The following is a 16,172-nucleotide window of genomic DNA, read 5'->3' on the forward strand; positions in this document are numbered from 1 at the left end:
TGGGCGGCGGCCCGGGAGCAGTGCCAGTCCGGCCGCCCGCCCCCGGCCGCCCGGGGTCCGGGCCGTGGCCGCGGCGGCCCCCAGATCGTCGGCGAGGCGGGCGTCGATGTCGTCGGTGGCGAGGGCCAGGTGCCGGGTCGCCGCGACGGGGTCGGTGACCGCGCCGGCCAGCGACCGGTGGGCCGCCGCACGGTCGGCCCAGCTGCTGTCGTCGGTCAGCTGGGACGCGAACACCTCCGCGGTGAAACGGAGTTCGTTCCCCTCGGCGGTGACCAGTCCGGCGCGGGCCGCCGCGCGCACCTCCTCCGCCACGTCCCGTCCCGCACTGCGCCGCAGCAGGGCGTGCGTGGGACGGTCGGCGAGCGCGGCGGTCAGGAGCACCCGCCGCACGGGCGGTCCCACATCGTCGAGGCGGCGGCGCGCCATGGCATGGACCCGCTCGGGTACGGGGAGTTCGTCCAGGGGATGGGGCGGCCGGGGCAGTGCGGCCACGGCGCGGGCGATGTCCATCGTGATCCGCGGGTTCCCGCCGCCGCAGCGGTGCACGCGCCCGGCGAGGCGCGCGGGGAGCCCCTCTCCGGTGAGCAGCGCGGCCACTTCGTCCACGGCGAGCGGGGACGGAGTGAACTGCGGGGCCCCGTAAAGGAACTCGGGTGCTCCGCCCATGTCCGGGCAGGCCGCCACCACCGCCGTCGGCAGAGCTTGGACACACGCCAGGGCCGCGGCGCTGGCGGGATCCGCCCAGTGGACGTCATCGAGGACGATCAGCGCGGGAGCGGCCGCCTTCAGCACGGCGCCGAGAGCGAGCCGGATCCCCAGCGGATCGGGCCCGCCGTCGGACGCCGCCTCATGGCGCAGGACCTGCTGGACTGCGTCCCGCTGGGGAGTGGGCAGGCGCTCGAGGTGGCGTCGCTCGACGCTGAGAAGCAGATCGGCCACGAGCGCGAACGGGACGCCTTGGTCCGGGAGTTGAGAACGCAGCCGGTGGACCGTGCCACCCCGGGCGGTGGCCCGTTCGGCCAGCGCGTCCAGGAGAGCGCTCTTGCCGATGCCCGGTGGGCCGGTGACGACGAGGGCCCCTTCGCGGCCCAGCTCGGCCTCGGCCCGGGCGATACGCGGGCTTCCCGCTCTGTCCATACGGCGCCCCTCCCACAGCCGACCGGCACGGGGAGCGTACGCCCGCGCTGGGCAAGGCCGCCCGGACATCGACCGGAACGGTCGCGCCCGGCAAGGCGCCCGGACATCAACCAGACCAGCCGCGCAAGGAGAAGCCCCCGGACATCAACCCGACCGGCCGCGAACGGCGAAGCCCCCGAACATCAACCCGCCCAGCCACACTCGACAAAGCCGCCCGAACATCAACCCGCCCAGCCACACTCGACAAAGCCGCCCGAACATCACCCCGACCGCCCGATAGGCAGCCACCCCGGGCCGACAGGGTTCCCCCTGAAGGCGGCGGTCAGCCGGGCAGCAGACCGGTCACCTCGCCGACCGGCGTGACCTGGCCCGCGTCGGGAGCCTCGACAGCGACCGGCTTCGCCAGGGCGGCGTAATCCGTGGTCACCGTGGAGGTGATGTCCTGCATGGTCATCCTCAGCACGCTGCGCACCACACGGCCCCGGCCGTCGATCCACACATCGGCGAAAACCGGGAAGTCGTCCCCGAGCAGCTCCCGCGCCTTGCCCATCTGGCCACGCAACCGCTCGCTGCCCCGCAGAGTCACCGTCTCGTGGTCCAGGACACCGGCGTAGCGGACGGCCTCGACACCGCGGATCTTCTCCTCGCCCTCCGCGCTGACCTCCTTCATGCGGTCCAGCTGGGCCAGGACATGCTCGGGGTCGTTGAGCGGGGCGCGCAGCACGTGGTTCGCGTGGACGTCGGAGCGCCCGATGACGCCCCAACGGTCGGGCTCCAGACCGTCGACGGGCTTCAGGTAGACCTTCCCGCCGATGAACATCTGGTCCACGTGAGCGATATCGACACCGGACAGGTCGGCCGCGAGCCGCCCACGGTCGGCACCGAAGTCGAAGGCACCCTGGACGGTGAGCTTGTAGGTGCGCTCGGCGTCGCCGAGCTCCATGACCTGGTCGATACCGGCTGCGCCCCGGCCCAGTTGGTCGATCGCCTTCCGTACCCGGTCGGTGGCTGTCGGCCCGCCGCTCTTGTCCGTCCCGCCGCCCTCGGTCCCGGCCGCCGGTCCCCCTGCGGAGCAGCCTGCGCACAGTATGAGGGCGGCCGCGGCCAGGGCGAGTTGTCGACGCATGGGGACTCCACGAGCAGCGGTCGGCTGAACGCCCGGCCGAAATCCGGCCGGGCGGGACACCAGACCCTAGCCGAGGCCCGCTGCCGGCTCCGCTGAATTTCCGGGCGCGGCTGAGAGCCCCGACCGCGTCCGGAAGCGGCGCCCCTCCCCCGCCGTTTCGAGGGGGAAGAGCGCCGTGAACTCCCTTACGGTGCCTGCAGATCCACCAGCTCGGCCACCGTCTCCTGATGCGCCCCCGCCGCCCCCAGAGCGATCGAGTCCGACTTCGCGCGCTTCAGGTAGAGGTGGATCGGGTGCTCCCAGGTCATCCCGATGCCGCCGTGCAGCTGCAGCGCCTCCTCGGCCGCGTGCACCGCGACCGGCGCGCAGTACGCCTGGGCCAGCGCGGCCGCGAGCGGGGCCTCGTCCGAGCCCGACGCCAGTGCGTCGGCGGCGTTGCGGGCCGCGGCACGGGCGTGGACGGTTTCCAGCCACAGCTCCGCGAGGCGGTGCTTGAGGGACTGGAAGGAGCCGACCGAGCGGTTGAACTGCTTGCGGGTCTTCAGATACGCGACCGTCTCCGTCAAGCACCATTCCGCGAGGCCGAGTTGCTCGGACGCGAGCAGTGCCGCGCCCGCCGTGAGACCTCGGCGCACGGCCGCCGAGGCGTCCGCGCCGACGAGCCGGCCTGGGGCGGATTCCAGGGTGACCGTCGCGAGCGGGCGGGTCAGGTCGAGGGGGGTCTGCGAGGTGATGCGTACCCCGTCCGCCGTGGTGTCGACGGCGTACAGACCGCCCGCCGTCGGCACCAGGAGCACATCGGCCGCGGTCGCGTCCGCCACCGCGCCGACGCGTCCGGTCAGCTTTCCGTCCACCTCCGCGACCTGCGCGTACGAAGAGGAAGGCGCCGTGGAGAGCGGCAGGGCGAGCACGCCGATGGAACGGCCCGAGGCGAGCGCCGTCAGGAGCTCATCGGCGGCACCCGGGCCGCAGCCGAGCAGGGTCTCCGTGGCGATCACGGCGCTGGTGAGATACGGGACCGGCGCGACGAAGCGGCCCAACTCCTCCAGAACCACGGCCGCTTCACGATGCGTGGCGCCCTGCCCGCCGAGGGACTCGGGGATCAGCAGTCCGGCCAGCCCCATGTCCGCGGCGAGGGTCTTCCACAGATCGTGATCGTGCGGCTGGTCGGTCTCGGCGCGCGCGATGACCTGCGCGGCCTCGCAGCGGTCGGTCAGCAACGAGCGCACCGCCGAACGGAGTTCGCCCTCGGTCTCCGAGTACAGCAGATCGCGCGTTGTCGTCATCGGGCGAGGTCCTTCCAGGCGATGTCCTTGTCGGTACGCGGTTCGGAGGGCAGCCCGAGCACGCGCTCGGCGACGATGTTGAGCAGCACCTCGCTGGTGCCGCCTTCGATGCTGTTGCCCTTGGAGCGCAGATAGCGGTAGCCGGCCTCGCGGCCCACGAAGTCGACGATGTCCGGGCGGCGCATCGTCCAGTCGTCGTACAACAGGCCCACGTCGCCCAGCAGTTCCACCTCCAGGCCGCTGATCTCCTGGTTGAGGCGGGCGAAGGTGAGCTTCATGCCCGAGCCCTCGGGCCCGGGGTGCCCGGCCACGAGCTGCTGGCGCAGCCGTTCACCGCTGAGCCGGGCGATTTCGGCCTCGATCCACAGCCGGACCAGGCGCTGGTGCAGATCGCGGGTGCGCAGCTCGGGACGCTCGCGCCAGGCGGCGGAGACGGGGCCGATCATGCCGCCCTCGCGCGGCAGCCGCATGCCGCCGATGGCGACGCGCTCGTTCATCAGCGTGGTCTGGGCGACCTTCCAGCCGTCGCCGACCTCGCCGAGCCGGTGGGCGTCGGGGATCCGCACGTCGGTGAGGAACACCTCGTTGAACTCGGCCTCACCGGTGATCTGCCGCAGCGGCCGGACCTCGACCCCCGGGTCGGTCATATCGCACACGAAGTATGTGATGCCGCGGTGCTTGGGCAGGTCAGGGTCGGTGCGGGCGATCAGGATCGCCCAGCGCGCGTTGTGCGCGTTCGACGTCCACACCTTCTGCCCGGTCACAATCCATGCATCACCGTCGCGCACGGCGCGCGTGCCGAGCGCCGCGAGGTCGGAGCCGGCGCCCGGCTCGCTGAACAGCTGGCACCAGACCTCCTCACCGCGCCACAGCGGCCCGAGGAAGCGCTGCTTCTGCTCGTCGGTGCCGAACGCGAGGACCGTCGGCGCGGCCATCCCGAGCCCGATGCCGATCCGCCGCGGATCGTTGTCGGGCGCGCCCGCGGCCTCCAGCTCGGCGTCGACCACGGCCTGCAGCGAGCGCGGCGCGCCGAGGCCGCCGAGGCCCTCGGGGTAGTGCACCCAGGCGAGCCCGGCATCGAAGCGGGCCTTGAGGAAGTCCTCCCGCGAGGTGGTGGCCGGCGGATACGACGCGAGCAACTCGCGTGTCCTGGTGGCGAGTTCGACAGCGTCCGTCACGCCTGCGCCCCTTCCGGTACGACGGCCACGCGGCCGGTGGTGACCCCGTCGGCAACCCGCTGTACGGCCTGGGCCGCCCCGGAGAGCGGCACTCGCTCGCTGATCAGCGGCTTGATCGAGCCCTTGGCGGCCAGTTCGGTGAGTTGTTCGTGGCAACGGAGCACCGCCGCCGGGTCCTTGGTGTTGTACAGGCCCCAGTGCAGGCCCATGATCGAGTAGTTCTTGATCAGCGCGTGGTTGAGTCCCGGCGCCGGTACGACACCGCTCGCGAAGCCGATGAGGACGATCCGCCCCTCGAAGGCCACGCACTTCGCGGACTGCGTGTACGCGTCGCCGCCCACCGGGTCGTAGACCACGTCCGCACCGCGGCCGCCCGTGGCCTCCTTGACAGCGGCGATCACATCCTCGCCGCGACGGTCGATCACCACATCGCAGCCGAGCTCGTCGGCGACGCGCGCCTTGTCGGGCCCGCCGACGACTCCGATCACCCGCGCGCCGGCGGCCTTGCCGAGCTGCACGGCCGCGCTGCCGACACCGCCGGCGGCCGCGTGCACGAGCAGCGTCTCGCCCGCCTGGAGACGGGCCCTGCGGTGCAGGCCGAACCATCCGGTCTGATAACCGATGTGCAGCGCCGCCGCCTCGGCGTCGTCGAGCGCGTCGGGCGCGGCCAGCACGGCGGCCTTGTCCACCAACGCGTACTCGGCGAAACCGCCGTACGGCAGCGCGGGGTTGGCGATGATGCGCCGGCCGTCCTCGGTCTCGCCGCAGATCTCCACACCGGGCGTGAACGGCAGCGGCGGCCGCATCTGGTACTGCCCGCGGCACAGCAGGGCATCGGGGAAGTTGATGTTGGCGGCCCGCACCTTGACGAGCAGCTGCCCCTCGCCGGGGGTGGGCGTGGCCACCTCGTCGAGCCGCATCACCTCGCCCGGCTCACCGGTCTCGTGCACTCGCCATGCCTGCATGCGGGGCCTCCACAGAGGGGGTGAACAAGTCTCCCGCGCATACTAAGCGGTCGCTTGCCTCCTGGGAACGGCCCGGCCGAGACTTTCCGCGCACGCCCCGCCCTGAACCGGACTCCTCAACCCTCGGCGGCCCGCCGGGCTAACCCCCGGTGACCCGCGGAGCTAACCCTCAGCGGCCCGCTTGGGCTTGGCCCGCACATGCATCCGCTCCCCCTGCGGCCCGAACAGACTGAGCATCTCCACGGGCCCGTCCACCGCGTCGAACCAGTGCGGCACCCTCGTATCGAACTCGGCCGCCTCCCCCGGCCCGAGCACCACATCGTGGTGGGCCAGCTTCAGGCGCAGCTTCCCGGAGATGATGTACAGCCACTCGTACCCCTCATGGGTGCGCTGTTCGGCGTGCTCGTGCTTCGGGTCCGGGGCCCCGATGATGACCTTGTACGCCTGCAGCCCGCCGGGCTGGCCGCCGAGCGACAGATGCGTCCGGTTGTTGCGCACGATCGGCTTCGAGCGCACCCGCGGGTCACCCACCTCCGGCGCTCCGACGAGTTCGTCGAGCGGCACCTGGTGCGCACGGGCGATCGGAAGCAGCAGCTCCAGGCTCGGCTTGCGATGGCCGGACTCCAGCCGCGACAACGTGCTCACCGAGATGCCCGTGGCCTCGGAGAGCCCGGCCAGCGTGGACCCCCGGTCCTTGCGGATACCGCGCAGCCGCGCCCCGACCTCGGCCAGGACCGCGTCCATCTCCTCTGCACCCTCGTGTTCGGCCATCGCCGCCTCCCTCCAGCTTTTGCGGTTACGGCAACATCGCTTGCCCATTCTGCCGTACTCGCCCAATGCTTGCAGCGGAGGTGGTCACCGTGACCCGAAGCACCGAGGCACAGCGGCAGTCGTACGACGTGGTGGTCGTCGGAGGCGGAACGGCGGGCCTGAGCGCGGCGCTCGGCCTGGGACGCAGCCGGCGCAGCGTCTTGGTGATCGATGCGGGCGAACCGCGCAACGCCCCCGCAGACCACATGCACGGCTATCTGTCCCGGGACGGCATGCCGCCCGCCGAATTCCTGGCGGTCGGTCGTGCCGAAGTGGAGTCCTACGGCGGGGAGATCATCTCCGGACGGGTGGAGAAGGTGGCGCCGGACACCGCCGGCGAGGCCGATGTGAGACTGACCGACGGTTCGGTGGTGCACGGGCGGCGCGTGGTGATCGCCACCGGCCTGGTCGACGAACTCCCGGACATTCCCGGGCTCGCCGGCCGCTGGGGCCGCGATGTGCTCCACTGCCCGTACTGCCACGGCTATGAGGTGCGCGACCAGGCCTTCGGTGTCATCGCCCGGCCCGAGATGGGGGCCCACCAAGCGCTTCTCGTCACCCAGTGGTCGAAGGATGTGACGCTGTTCCTGCACCAGGTCCAGGAGCTCCCCGACGAGCAGTGGCAGCAGCTGGCTGCGGCGGGTGTACGGGTGGTGACCGGCGAGGTGGCCGAAGTCGTGGTCGAGGACGACCGGTTGACGGGGGTGCGTCTGGCGAGCGGCGAGTTCTTCGCCCGGGATGTGCTGTTCACCGCGACACGGCCCGTGGCACGCACCGAGATGCTGCCGGAGCTGACGGGGGACGCGGTCAAGCAGACCCCGTTCGGACCGTTCCCCGCCGTGGACGAGGCGGGCCGCAGCGGGCTGCCGGGCATCTGGATCGTGGGCAATGCGATGGGTCCGGCCGAGATGGTGGTGAACTCGGCGAGCGCCGGCTACCGCGCCGGCACCCTGATCAACGCGGAGCTCGTCTTCGCCGATCTGGCCCGCGCGGCCGAGGAACGGCGGGCGGGCGTGTTCACGTCCGAGGCCGAGCGCGAGGTCGCCGAGCTCACGCCGGCCGGGCGCAGGCACGGACTCGGCTGACGGTACGGCTCGGCTCGGCTCGGTTGACGGTACGGCTCGGCTGACGGTCACAGGGTGTACAGGATGCAAGGGGCGGGCCGCGGCTATGGAGCTTTGCGGCCCGCCCGTGTATCGATGCGGCCATGACGGACGCAGCATCCCCTGAACTGCCCGGCCTGCCCGGCCTGCCCGGCCTGCCCGCGCCTCCCGCGCTCGGCGCGAGTGCGCTGCCCCCTGGCACGTATGACGGTGTGACCGTCCTGGTCACCGGCGGCGGTACGGGCCTCGGCAAGGCGATCGCCGCCGAATTCGCCCGGCTCGGTGCCGACTTGGTGATCGCCAGCCGCAAGGCCGAACACCTCAAGGCAGCCGAGGACGAGCTGGCGGGAGTCGGCGGCCGGATCCTGACCGCCGAGTGCGACATCCGCGACCCCGATCGCATCGCCGAAGTCTTCGATCAGGCCGAGGGGTTCGGCGGACTCCCCCAGGTCCTCGTCAACAACGCGGCGGCCAACTTCCCCGTCCCCGCCGAGGACATGTCACCGAACGCCTGGCGCACGGTCGTCGACATCACGCTCAACGGCACGTACTTCATGGCCCGCGAGTTCGGCCGCCGCCACCTCGCCACCGGTACGCCGGGCTCGATCGTCAACGTCGGCGCCTCGTACGCCTGGACCGGCGGCCCCGGTTACGCGCACAGCGCCGCGGCCAAGGCCGGCGTGAAGAACCTGGTCGAGACCCTCGCCGTCGAGTGGGGGCCGTACGGAATCCAGGTCAACGGCCTCGTACCGGGGCTGATGCCGCACGAGGACATGACCGCCGACATCCGCGCGAACCTCGACCGCGTACGGGCGGCGGACCTCCGCCAGCCCGCGCTTCGGGTCGGCGCACCGCGCGAGCTCGGCTGGGCGGCGACCTTCCTGGCCTCCCCGTACGCCCGGTTCATCAGCGGACACACGCTGGTGGTGGACGGCGCGAACTGGCAGCGGCGTGATCTGGTGACACCCGAAGTGGTGCCGATACGGAGCCAGTTGGGGCGGGGCCCGTTCACCACCTGAACGACTTCGACGCCCGGGGGTCTGCCGGTGATCGCGTCCGGGCGGTGCCGGATCACGTCCGCCGCACACCGTCGATGAGCGCCCAACAATCCGTCGGGAAAAGGGCGGTCCGCGGTGGACGAGCCGGCCGGCCACCCGCACCCAGGGCCTGATCCACAAGACAGGCCCTACCCGCCCGCTCGTACGATCCCCGCCAGGGCGCGCTCGGCGAGGGCCACGATCGTCAGGGAGGGGTTGGCGCCGGCCGCGTTGCCGGGGAGCAGCGCGCCGTCCACGACGTACAGGCCCTCGAGTCCGCGCACCCGCCCCTCCAGATCCGTCACCTCGCCGATCGCACAGCCGCCCAGCGGATGTGCCGTGAACAGCGAGGGGCCGGGCGCGGGCACCGGGATCCAGCCCGGGGATGCCGCGGCGATACGGGCGGTGGCGGCGTGCGCGGCTCGCTGGGCGGCGGCCGACTGCTGGGCCGACCAGCCGGTCAGCCGGACGGCGCGCGCGTCGGCGTCGTAGCGGAAGGTGCCCCGGTGGTCGGTGTCGACGGTCATCGCGATGGTCAGGCACAACGGTGCCCCGATGGTCGGCGGGAGATGCCCGCATTCGAGGGTGAGGGGCAGCTCGTAGGCCTCCCGCACTCTGGCCATGGCGGCGATCGGCATCCCCTGCCGGGTGCCGGCGTCCTCGCTCGGCAGGGCGCAGGCGGTGATCTGATCGCCGTTGTCCCCGAAGCCGCTGCCCACCGCGGCGGGCAGATCCGCCAGTGCTCCGGTGTCCCGGGCGGCGACAAGGAGCCGGTTGGTGCCCACCGTGCCGGCCGCGAGAAACAGCAGCTCACAGGTGACTTCCTCGGAGGCGAGCAGCGCGCCGTCCGGTGCGAGCCGGCGCACGTGCAGCGTGTAGCCGCCGCGCGCCCGTTCGATGGCGGCGACCTCGTGGCGGGCCCTCAACTGGACGTTCCCGGTGGCCAGTGCGGCGGGCAGGTAAGTGTGGCGCAACGTGCGTTTGGCTCCCGTCGCGGCCGCGCCCGTGGTGTCACCGGCGATGGCGACGGCCCGGGTACGGCCCGCGAGTTCCTCGCGTACGGCCCGCCAGTCGAAGACGGAGCCCACCGGACCGGCGGTGAAACCGGCCCGCCGCACCCCCGCCGACCAGGCACGGGCATGGGTGTACGGGTCCGCGCCGATCACATCCGCCGGCATGTCGGAGACCTTGAGCATGCGCCGAGCCCGCGGGAACCAGATGCGGGTGAGTTCGTCGTAACGCAGACCCCGCGGGTACAGCCGCTCGAAGTGCGGCTGCTCAGGAGCGACGCTCGCGCCGAAGTAGGAGATCGACCCGCCGCCGACCGTGGCCCCGGTGACGATGTCGAGGCCCGCCTCGTAGTGGTGCTCGGTCCCTTCGCCCACCGGCACCTCCCCGCCCCGCTCGAGGACCAGCGTGTCCACCCCGGCCCGTCCAAGGCGCAGCGCCGCCACGGCGCCGCCGAACCCGGAGCCGATCACCACGGCACGGAAGTGCGTACGGCGTGCGGTCGCGGCGGCGGCGCGGTCGGAGGCGGGGAGCACGGCCGCGGCGAGTGCGGCAAGCGTGCCGCCGGCGGCCAGACCGAAGAGGTCGCGGCGTCCGTACGGACGAAGAGAGGCAGGTGACATACGTCCGCTCCGAGTCGGGCGGACCCGCCGGCAGCGGGCCGCGGATGCGGACGAAAGGTAACAACCTACTTGCCTTCGAACTCCGCGGCCCGCCGTGCCGCCTTCGCCGTATACCCCTCCCGCGAGTCCTCGGAGGTGAGGGTGAGCGCCGCCGCGAACGCCGTACGTTCCAGCGCCTCGGGCAGGCCCGCATCCGCGAAGAGGTCGATATCGCGCTTGATGCCCTGGACGGCGAGCGGCGCATTCGCCGCGATCTCCGCGGCGAGGGACCGTGCCGTCTTCTCCAACTCGTCGAGCGGGGTGACCATTTGAAGCAGCCGCAGCCGCTCCGCCGTCGCCGCGTCGATCCGCCGGCCGGTCAGCGCGAGGAACTTGGCCCATCCCGCGCCCGCGTCCCGCGCGATCCGCAGGTCACCGCCCGCGTCGACCGCAACACCGATCTGCGCCTCGGGCAGTGCGAACACCGCGTCCTGCGCGGCCACGCGGATGTCGGCCATGAGGGCGAGCTCGAAGCCGAAGCCCAGGCAGTAGCCCTGGACAGCGGCGACGACCGGCTGCGGAAGCCCGGCGAACACCCGCATCCGCTCATGCACCCAGCGGATGCCCTCGTAGTAGTTACGGGTGCGTTCGGAGCCGGAGCGTCCGGTGATCGCTCCGCCGGGCGCCGTGACATCGATGCCCGCGCAGAAGGCACGGCCCTCGGCGCGCAGCAGCACGGCCCTGATGGAGTCGTCGAAGCGGATCCGGTCGGCGAACAGGCCGAGTTGGCGGGTGGACTCCCAGCTCCAGGCATTGAGCTTGTCGGGGCGGCAGAGCGTGAGAATGCCGAGCCCGTCCTCGATGTCGAGGCGCAGCCGCTCCTCGCCCTCGGCGATCTCCGTACTGGTGGTGTCGATCATCCGCGCCCCCTACCGTTTCTGACGTCGCGTCAGGGTAGGGGGCGGGACCCGCACTATGAAGAGCCGAGCCCGCAAAGGGCCCGGCTCTGGCGAGAACCCTCTCAGCGCTCGTACACGTGGAAGCCGATCGCGGGCTTCCCGCCGAACCGGTCGCCGACGAAGCCGCTGGTCATTGTGATGATGCCGCGCGCGTACGCCTCCGGGTCCTCGTCGGTCAACGCCTCGATGTACGCGCGGTGTTCGAGCAGGGAGCTGACCGCGCGCTCGAAGCCGGGCTCCGCCGCGATGGCGTGGGTGGGGGTGTCGGAGCCCGCGATGGCGATCCACTTCACGCCGCCCCAGGGAGCGAGGCCCTGCTCACCGAGCTCCGGGAAGATCCAGCGGTTGCCCGCGTCGCCGACGGCGTCGATCGCCGCCTGGCCGACCGCCCGGTGGTCGGGCGTGTTGAGGAAGCGCCCGCCGAAGGACTCATGGTGGTTGAGGGTGATGACGAGTTCGGGCCTGTGCCGGCGGATGGCCGCGGCGATGTCACGGCGCAGGGCCGTGCCGTACTCGATCACCCCGTCCTTGTGGTCCAGGAACTCCACGGTCTCGACGCCGACGACGGCCGCGCTCGCCAGCTGCTCCTGCTCGCGCAGCGGGGCACACTTGTCGGGCTCCAGGGTGTCGATCCCCGCTTCACCGCGGGTCGCGAGCAGGTAGACCACCTCGCGTCCGGCGTCCGTCCACTGCGCGATCGCGCCCGCGCACCCGTACTCCAGGTCGTCAGGGTGGGCGACCACGGCGAGTGCGCGGTGCCAGTCCTCGGGCATGGGAGTCAGCTGTTCGGTCATGTCCGCCAATCTAACGGCCGCCACCGACAAGGGGCACCGGGCCTGCCGCGACGCGGACCGGCGGGACCGACCAGCCCGGTCAGGCTCCGGGCACGTAGAACTTCGTGGTCGCGTCCGCCATCTTCGCGGCGGTCTCCTCCGGTGCCCCGTACGCCACATGGGCCGCGCGCCAGGCCTCGCTGCTGGCCGTCATCAGTTCGCCGGCCTCGGCCGACTCGCTCCACGCCTGCGCCTCGGCGCGGTCGAAAGAGTCGCCCTGCGCGAGGTACCGCTCCAGGCCCACGAGGCCGAGATCCCAGCCGACGCCGGTGGCCCCGGGCCCGAACTGGTCCCAGAACTCCGCCGGCACGATCGCGATGTGCTCGAGTTCGAACCGCGTACGATCCTCGCCCTCGGGCGTGAGACGCACCTCGACCTCGCTGAAGCCGTCCTGCTGCGGCGGCCCGTAGATCCAGCTGACCCGCAGCAGGCGCGGCTGCTCGCAGCGCAGGATCTCGCCACCCGCGTTGCCCTCGAGCTGGTACGAGCCGCCGGGCTTGAACTCCCCCGTGACCGGCAGGAACCAGCGGCCGAGCCGCTCCGGATGGGTGCACGCCTCCCACACGTCCTCGACGTCGGCGTCGTAGATGCGGCTCAGCACGAGGGAACGGCCCTGACCCTTGGGGGTGTCGGCGTCGCGAACGGCGCGGTGCATGGCGTTGATGCTGTCGGCGATGTCAGTCATCGGAGCTCTCCGTGGTGGGGTGCGGTGCTGTGGTCTTCTGGTCACGCGTGCGCCTGGCCCGTCTGCCTCGCGCGAGCTCGGTGCCGAGGGCGTCGAGCCGCTGGTTCCAGAAGCCCCGGAACCGCTCGAGCCAGGCGTCGACCTCCTTCAGCGGCGCGGCGTCGACCGCGTACAGGCGCCGTGCGCCCTCGGCGCGCACGGTGGTGAATCCGCTCTCGCGCAGCACCCGCAGATGCTGCGACACGGCGGGCTGGGAGATCCCGAACTCCGCACGGATGATCGCGGTCACCTCACCCGAGGACTGCTCGCCTGCCGCGAGGAGCTCCAGGATGCGGCGCCGGACCGGGTCGCCCAGAACATCGAATGCGTGCACCTCCTCAGCGTGCCACCCATGGCTTATATAAGTCAACTCTTATACGAGGTCGGGGCCTCCCCCAGCGGTCGGCCGACGCGTACCCTGCACCCATCCGATGACCGACCGAGGAGGGGACACGATGCGTGTCGCTCTGTTCCTGACGTGCATCAACGACACGCTCTATCCCGACACCGGCCGTGCCGTGCTCAAACTCCTGAACAGGCTGGGCGTCGAGGTCGATTTCCCGATGGCGCAGACCTGTTGCGGGCAGGCCCACTACAACACCGGCTATCGCCATCAGACCGAGCCGCTGGCCCGGCATTACTCCGATGTCTTCGGCGAGTACGACGCGATTGTCACCCCGTCCGGCTCCTGCGGGGCCATGGTGCGTGAGCTGTATCCACGCCTTGGCGAGCGGGCCGCCGCGGAGGGGCGCGGCGATGAACTGTCGCGTGTGCTGGCCCCGGTGATCCCGAAGACCTATGAGCTCACCGAGTTCCTGGTCGATGTGCTCGGTGTGGTCGACGTCGGCGCCTACTACCCGCATCGGGTCACGTACCACCCGACCTGTCACGGCCTGCGCTCGCTCGGCCTGGGCGACCGCCCGCGACGGCTCCTCGAAGCGGTCAAGGGCCTGGAGTTGGTGGAGTTGCCGGGAGCCGAGGAGTGCTGCGGCTTCGGCGGCACGTTCGCCGTGAAGAACCCCGATGTGTCGGCGGCCATGGGCTTGGACAAGGTGCGCAACGCCGAGTCCACGGGGGCCGGTCGGCTGTGCGCTGCGGACAACTCCTGCCTGATGCATCTCGGCGGCACGATGAGCCGGTTGCGTACGGAGATCGAACCGGTGCACATCGCGGAGATCCTGGCGAGCACCGAGGACGGCACCGAGGGGGGTGCGGCATGAGCGGGACCTTCGTCGGCATGCCGGCCTTCCCCGAGGCCGCGCACGAAGCGGTCGCCGACCGGACGCTGCGGGCGAATCTGCGCCATGCCACGCACACCATCCGCGACAAGCGGGCCCGGGCCGTGACGGAGCTGGACGACTGGGCCGAGCTGCGCGAGGCGGGCAAGCGGATCAAGGACCATACGCTGCGCCATCTCGACACGTATCTGGTGCGGTTGGAGGAGGCCGTCGTACGGGCCGGGGGCACCGTCCACTGGGCGGTGGACGCGGACGAGGCCAACCGGATCGTGACCCGCCTCGTCCAGGAGACGGGTGAGCGCGAGGTGGTCAAGGTCAAGTCGATGGCCACGCAGGAGATCGGGCTCAACGAGGCTCTCGAAGAGGCGGGGATCCGCGCGTACGAGACGGACTTGGCCGAACTCATCGTGCAGCTGGGCAAGGACCGCCCTTCGCACATCCTGGTGCCGGCCATCCACCGCAACCGTGGCGAGATCCGCGCCATCTTCGAGAAGGAGATGGCCGACTGGGGCCGTCCCGCACCCGAGGGACTCGCCGACACCCCCGCCGAGCTGGCCGAGGCGGCGCGGCTGCATCTGCGGGAGAAGTTCCTGCGGGCCAAGGTGGGCGTCTCGGGCGCCAATTTCATGGTCGCCGAGACCGGCACGCTCGTGGTCCTCGAGTCCGAGGGCAACGGACGCATGTGCCTGACGCTGCCCGAGACCCTGATCTCGGTCGTCGGCATCGAGAAGATCGTGCCCACGTGGCGCGATCTGGAGGTCTTCCTGCAGACACTGCCGCGCTCCTCCACGGCCGAGCGGATGAACCCGTACACGTCGACGTGGACCGGCACTTCGGACAGCGACGGACCGCGGACCTTCCACCTCGTCCTGCTCGACAACGGCCGCACCGACACCCTCGCCGACGAGGTAGGCCGCCAGGCGCTGCGCTGCATCCGCTGCTCGGCCTGCCTCAACGTCTGCCCGGTGTACGAACGGGCCGGCGGCCATGCGTACGGGTCCGTCTATCCGGGTCCGATCGGCGCGATCCTCAGCCCCCAACTGCGCGGCATGGGAAGCGAGATCGACCAGTCGCTGCCGTACGCCTCCTCGCTCTGCGGGGCCTGTTACGAGGTGTGTCCGGTCGCGATCGACATCCCCGAGGTGCTCGTCCATCTGCGGGAGCGGGTCGCCGAAGGCGGTGAGGTGGTGCGCAACGGCGCGCGGATCACCGTGCGGCCCGCGAAGGGACATGCCGCCGAACGCGCGGCTATGCGGGCGGCGGCCTGGGCGTTCGGCAGGCCGGGTGTCCTGCGTACGGGCCAGCGCCTGGCGTCGCGCTCCCGCCGCCTGCATCCGCGCAGGCTCCCCGGTCCTGGCAAGGCCTGGGGCGCGAGCCGGGATCTGCCCGAGGTGCCGGCCGAGTCGTTCCGTGACTGGTGGCAACGCACGCAGGGCGGTTTGAGCGGCCAGGGCGGTCTGAGCGGTCAGGACGGCGAGACCGGCAAGGGAGAGGTCAAGTGAACAGCAGGGACCGGGTGTTGGCCCGGGTACGGCGGGCCATCGGCGACGCGTCCGACAGCGCGTCCTCCTCGTACGCGCAGGACGTACCCCGCGACTACCACGAGCAGCACGGCGCGCGCACCGCCGCCGAGACCACCGACCTGCTCGCCGAGAACCTCGCCGAGTACCGCGCGCTCGTCCACCGGGCGCAGGAGGCAGAGCTGCCCGCCCTGATCGCCCGGCTCCTCGCCGAACGCGAGGCGGACTCCGTGCTGGCACCGGCGGGTCTCCCGCGCCAGTGGCTGTCCGCCGTGGCCGCGCGCCTCGTCGAGGACAGCCAGGACAGCACCCCGCACGAGCTGGACCAGGTGTCGGCGGTCGTGACCGGCTGCGCCCTCGCCATCGCCGAGACCGGCACGCTCGTCCTCGACGGCTCCCCGGACCAGGGACGCCGGCGCATCACCCTGATCCCCGACCACCACATCTGCGTCGTACGGGTCCCCGAGCAGCTCGTCTCCTCCGTACCGCAGGCGCTGCCCCGGCTCGACCCCGGCCGGCCGCTGACCTGGATCTCCGGTCCGTCCGCGACCAGCGACATCGAGCTGGACCGGGTGGAGGGCGTGCACGGTCCCCGTACGCTCCAAGTGATCCTCGTGGAGTGAGCCCACCGTGCGGCCTCGTGGCA

At 71.8% G+C, this 16,172-nt stretch carries 16 protein-coding genes; 5 read left to right on the forward strand and 11 right to left on the reverse strand.

Features of this window, described 5'->3' with window-relative positions:
* From JAO81_RS27580 to JAO81_RS27605, 6 genes are all read right to left on the reverse strand, one after another.
* Window positions 1-1,137: AAA family ATPase (locus tag JAO81_RS27580; protein ID WP_199550655.1), on the reverse strand; the 1,137-nt coding region annotated here is incomplete at its 3' end.
* Window positions 1,138-1,459: 322 nt separating this feature from the next.
* Entirely contained in the window at window positions 1,460-2,263 is an 804-nt protein-coding gene (locus JAO81_RS27585; RefSeq protein ID WP_199550656.1) for a hypothetical protein, read from the reverse strand.
* A gap of 185 nt (window positions 2,264-2,448) precedes the next feature.
* Window positions 2,449-3,549, reverse strand: coding sequence for an acyl-CoA dehydrogenase family protein (locus tag JAO81_RS27590; RefSeq protein WP_199550657.1), 1,101 nt, complete (start codon window positions 3,547-3,549; stop codon window positions 2,449-2,451).
* On the reverse strand, window positions 3,546-4,727 hold the full coding sequence (locus tag JAO81_RS27595; RefSeq protein ID WP_199550658.1) for an acyl-CoA dehydrogenase family protein: 1,182 nt from the start codon (window positions 4,725-4,727) through the stop codon (window positions 3,546-3,548). Before JAO81_RS27595 ends, JAO81_RS27590 begins: the two co-directional genes overlap by 4 nt.
* On the reverse strand, window positions 4,724-5,692 hold the full coding sequence (locus JAO81_RS27600) for an NADPH:quinone oxidoreductase family protein (RefSeq protein ID WP_199550659.1): 969 nt from the start codon (window positions 5,690-5,692) through the stop codon (window positions 4,724-4,726). The genes JAO81_RS27595 and JAO81_RS27600 overlap by 4 nt, the downstream gene beginning before the upstream one ends.
* A gap of 162 nt (window positions 5,693-5,854) precedes the next feature.
* On the reverse strand, window positions 5,855-6,463 hold the full coding sequence (locus JAO81_RS27605) for a helix-turn-helix domain-containing protein (protein WP_199550660.1): 609 nt from the start codon (window positions 6,461-6,463) through the stop codon (window positions 5,855-5,857).
* 65 nt (window positions 6,464-6,528) lie between these two features.
* On the opposite strand from JAO81_RS27605, the gene JAO81_RS27610 reads away from it, so the two are divergent.
* A complete protein-coding gene (locus JAO81_RS27610) occupies window positions 6,529-7,587 on the forward strand; it encodes an NAD(P)/FAD-dependent oxidoreductase (protein ID WP_199550661.1) in 1,059 nt (352 codons plus the stop codon).
* A 122-nt stretch (window positions 7,588-7,709) separates the two neighbouring features.
* Window positions 7,710-8,624: an SDR family oxidoreductase gene (locus JAO81_RS27615; RefSeq protein WP_199550662.1), complete on the forward strand. Its 915-nt coding sequence runs from the start codon at window positions 7,710-7,712 to the stop codon at window positions 8,622-8,624.
* A gap of 167 nt (window positions 8,625-8,791) precedes the next feature.
* Here the strand turns inward: JAO81_RS27615 and JAO81_RS27620 are convergent, their stop codons facing one another.
* The 5 genes from JAO81_RS27620 to JAO81_RS27640 all read right to left on the reverse strand — a co-directional run bounded on the left by JAO81_RS27620 (window position 8,792) and on the right by JAO81_RS27640 (window position 13,102).
* On the reverse strand, window positions 8,792-10,273 hold the full coding sequence (locus tag JAO81_RS27620) for a GMC oxidoreductase (RefSeq protein WP_199550663.1): 1,482 nt from the start codon (window positions 10,271-10,273) through the stop codon (window positions 8,792-8,794).
* A 65-nt stretch (window positions 10,274-10,338) separates the two neighbouring features.
* A complete protein-coding gene (locus JAO81_RS27625; RefSeq protein WP_199550664.1) occupies window positions 10,339-11,172 on the reverse strand; it encodes an enoyl-CoA hydratase/isomerase family protein in 834 nt (277 codons plus the stop codon).
* Between the two features lie 101 nt (window positions 11,173-11,273).
* Window positions 11,274-12,005 (reverse strand): PIG-L deacetylase family protein, encoded by a 732-nt coding sequence (locus JAO81_RS27630; protein WP_199550665.1) that lies wholly within the window; start codon window positions 12,003-12,005, stop codon window positions 11,274-11,276.
* A gap of 79 nt (window positions 12,006-12,084) precedes the next feature.
* Window positions 12,085-12,729 carry an SRPBCC family protein gene (locus JAO81_RS27635; RefSeq protein ID WP_199550666.1) on the reverse strand — a complete coding sequence of 215 codons (645 nt, stop codon included), beginning with the start codon at window positions 12,727-12,729 and terminating at the stop codon, window positions 12,085-12,087.
* Window positions 12,722-13,102 (reverse strand): helix-turn-helix transcriptional regulator, encoded by a 381-nt coding sequence (locus tag JAO81_RS27640; RefSeq protein ID WP_199550667.1) that lies wholly within the window; start codon window positions 13,100-13,102, stop codon window positions 12,722-12,724. Before JAO81_RS27640 ends, JAO81_RS27635 begins: the two co-directional genes overlap by 8 nt.
* 121 nt (window positions 13,103-13,223) lie before the next feature.
* Here JAO81_RS27640 and JAO81_RS27645 point away from each other — a divergent pair, with 121 nt between their 5' ends.
* From JAO81_RS27645 to JAO81_RS27655, 3 genes are read left to right on the forward strand one after another with little or no spacing between them, the layout of a single operon-like run.
* Complete coding sequence (locus JAO81_RS27645) at window positions 13,224-13,988, forward strand: (Fe-S)-binding protein (RefSeq protein ID WP_199550668.1); 765 nt, start codon at window positions 13,224-13,226, stop codon at window positions 13,986-13,988.
* Window positions 13,985-15,508, forward strand: a complete 1,524-nt coding sequence (locus tag JAO81_RS27650; RefSeq protein WP_199550669.1) for a LutB/LldF family L-lactate oxidation iron-sulfur protein — start codon at window positions 13,985-13,987, stop codon at window positions 15,506-15,508. The genes JAO81_RS27645 and JAO81_RS27650 overlap by 4 nt, the downstream gene beginning before the upstream one ends.
* A complete protein-coding gene (locus JAO81_RS27655) occupies window positions 15,505-16,149 on the forward strand; it encodes an LUD domain-containing protein (protein ID WP_199550670.1) in 645 nt (214 codons plus the stop codon). Before JAO81_RS27650 ends, JAO81_RS27655 begins: the two co-directional genes overlap by 4 nt.
* Window positions 16,150-16,172 lie beyond the last annotated feature (23 nt).

This window comes from Streptomyces sp. N35 (assembly GCF_016464295.1).
GTDB lineage: Bacteria > Actinomycetota > Actinomycetes > Streptomycetales > Streptomycetaceae > Streptomyces.

Bases quoted from the DNA above. Each gene is read 5' to 3' on its own strand.
- JAO81_RS27585 (WP_199550656.1), bottom strand. From the start codon at position 2,263: ATGCGTCGACAACTCGCCCTGGCCGCGGCCGCCCTCATACTGTGCGCA.
- JAO81_RS27590 (WP_199550657.1), bottom strand. From the start codon at position 3,549: ATGACGACAACGCGCGATCTGCTGTACTCGGAGACCGAGGGCGAACTC.
- JAO81_RS27600 (WP_199550659.1), bottom strand. From the start codon at position 5,692: ATGCAGGCATGGCGAGTGCACGAGACCGGTGAGCCGGGCGAGGTGATG.
- JAO81_RS27605 (WP_199550660.1), bottom strand. From the start codon at position 6,463: ATGGCCGAACACGAGGGTGCAGAGGAGATGGACGCGGTCCTGGCCGAG.
- JAO81_RS27610 (WP_199550661.1), top strand. From the start codon at position 6,529: ATGCTTGCAGCGGAGGTGGTCACCGTGACCCGAAGCACCGAGGCACAG.
- JAO81_RS27615 (WP_199550662.1), top strand. From the start codon at position 7,710: ATGACGGACGCAGCATCCCCTGAACTGCCCGGCCTGCCCGGCCTGCCC.
- JAO81_RS27620 (WP_199550663.1), bottom strand. From the start codon at position 10,273: ATGTCACCTGCCTCTCTTCGTCCGTACGGACGCCGCGACCTCTTCGGT.
- JAO81_RS27625 (WP_199550664.1), bottom strand. From the start codon at position 11,172: ATGATCGACACCACCAGTACGGAGATCGCCGAGGGCGAGGAGCGGCTG.
- JAO81_RS27630 (WP_199550665.1), bottom strand. From the start codon at position 12,005: ATGACCGAACAGCTGACTCCCATGCCCGAGGACTGGCACCGCGCACTC.
- JAO81_RS27635 (WP_199550666.1), bottom strand. From the start codon at position 12,729: ATGACTGACATCGCCGACAGCATCAACGCCATGCACCGCGCCGTTCGC.
- JAO81_RS27645 (WP_199550668.1), top strand. From the start codon at position 13,224: ATGCGTGTCGCTCTGTTCCTGACGTGCATCAACGACACGCTCTATCCC.
- JAO81_RS27650 (WP_199550669.1), top strand. From the start codon at position 13,985: ATGAGCGGGACCTTCGTCGGCATGCCGGCCTTCCCCGAGGCCGCGCAC.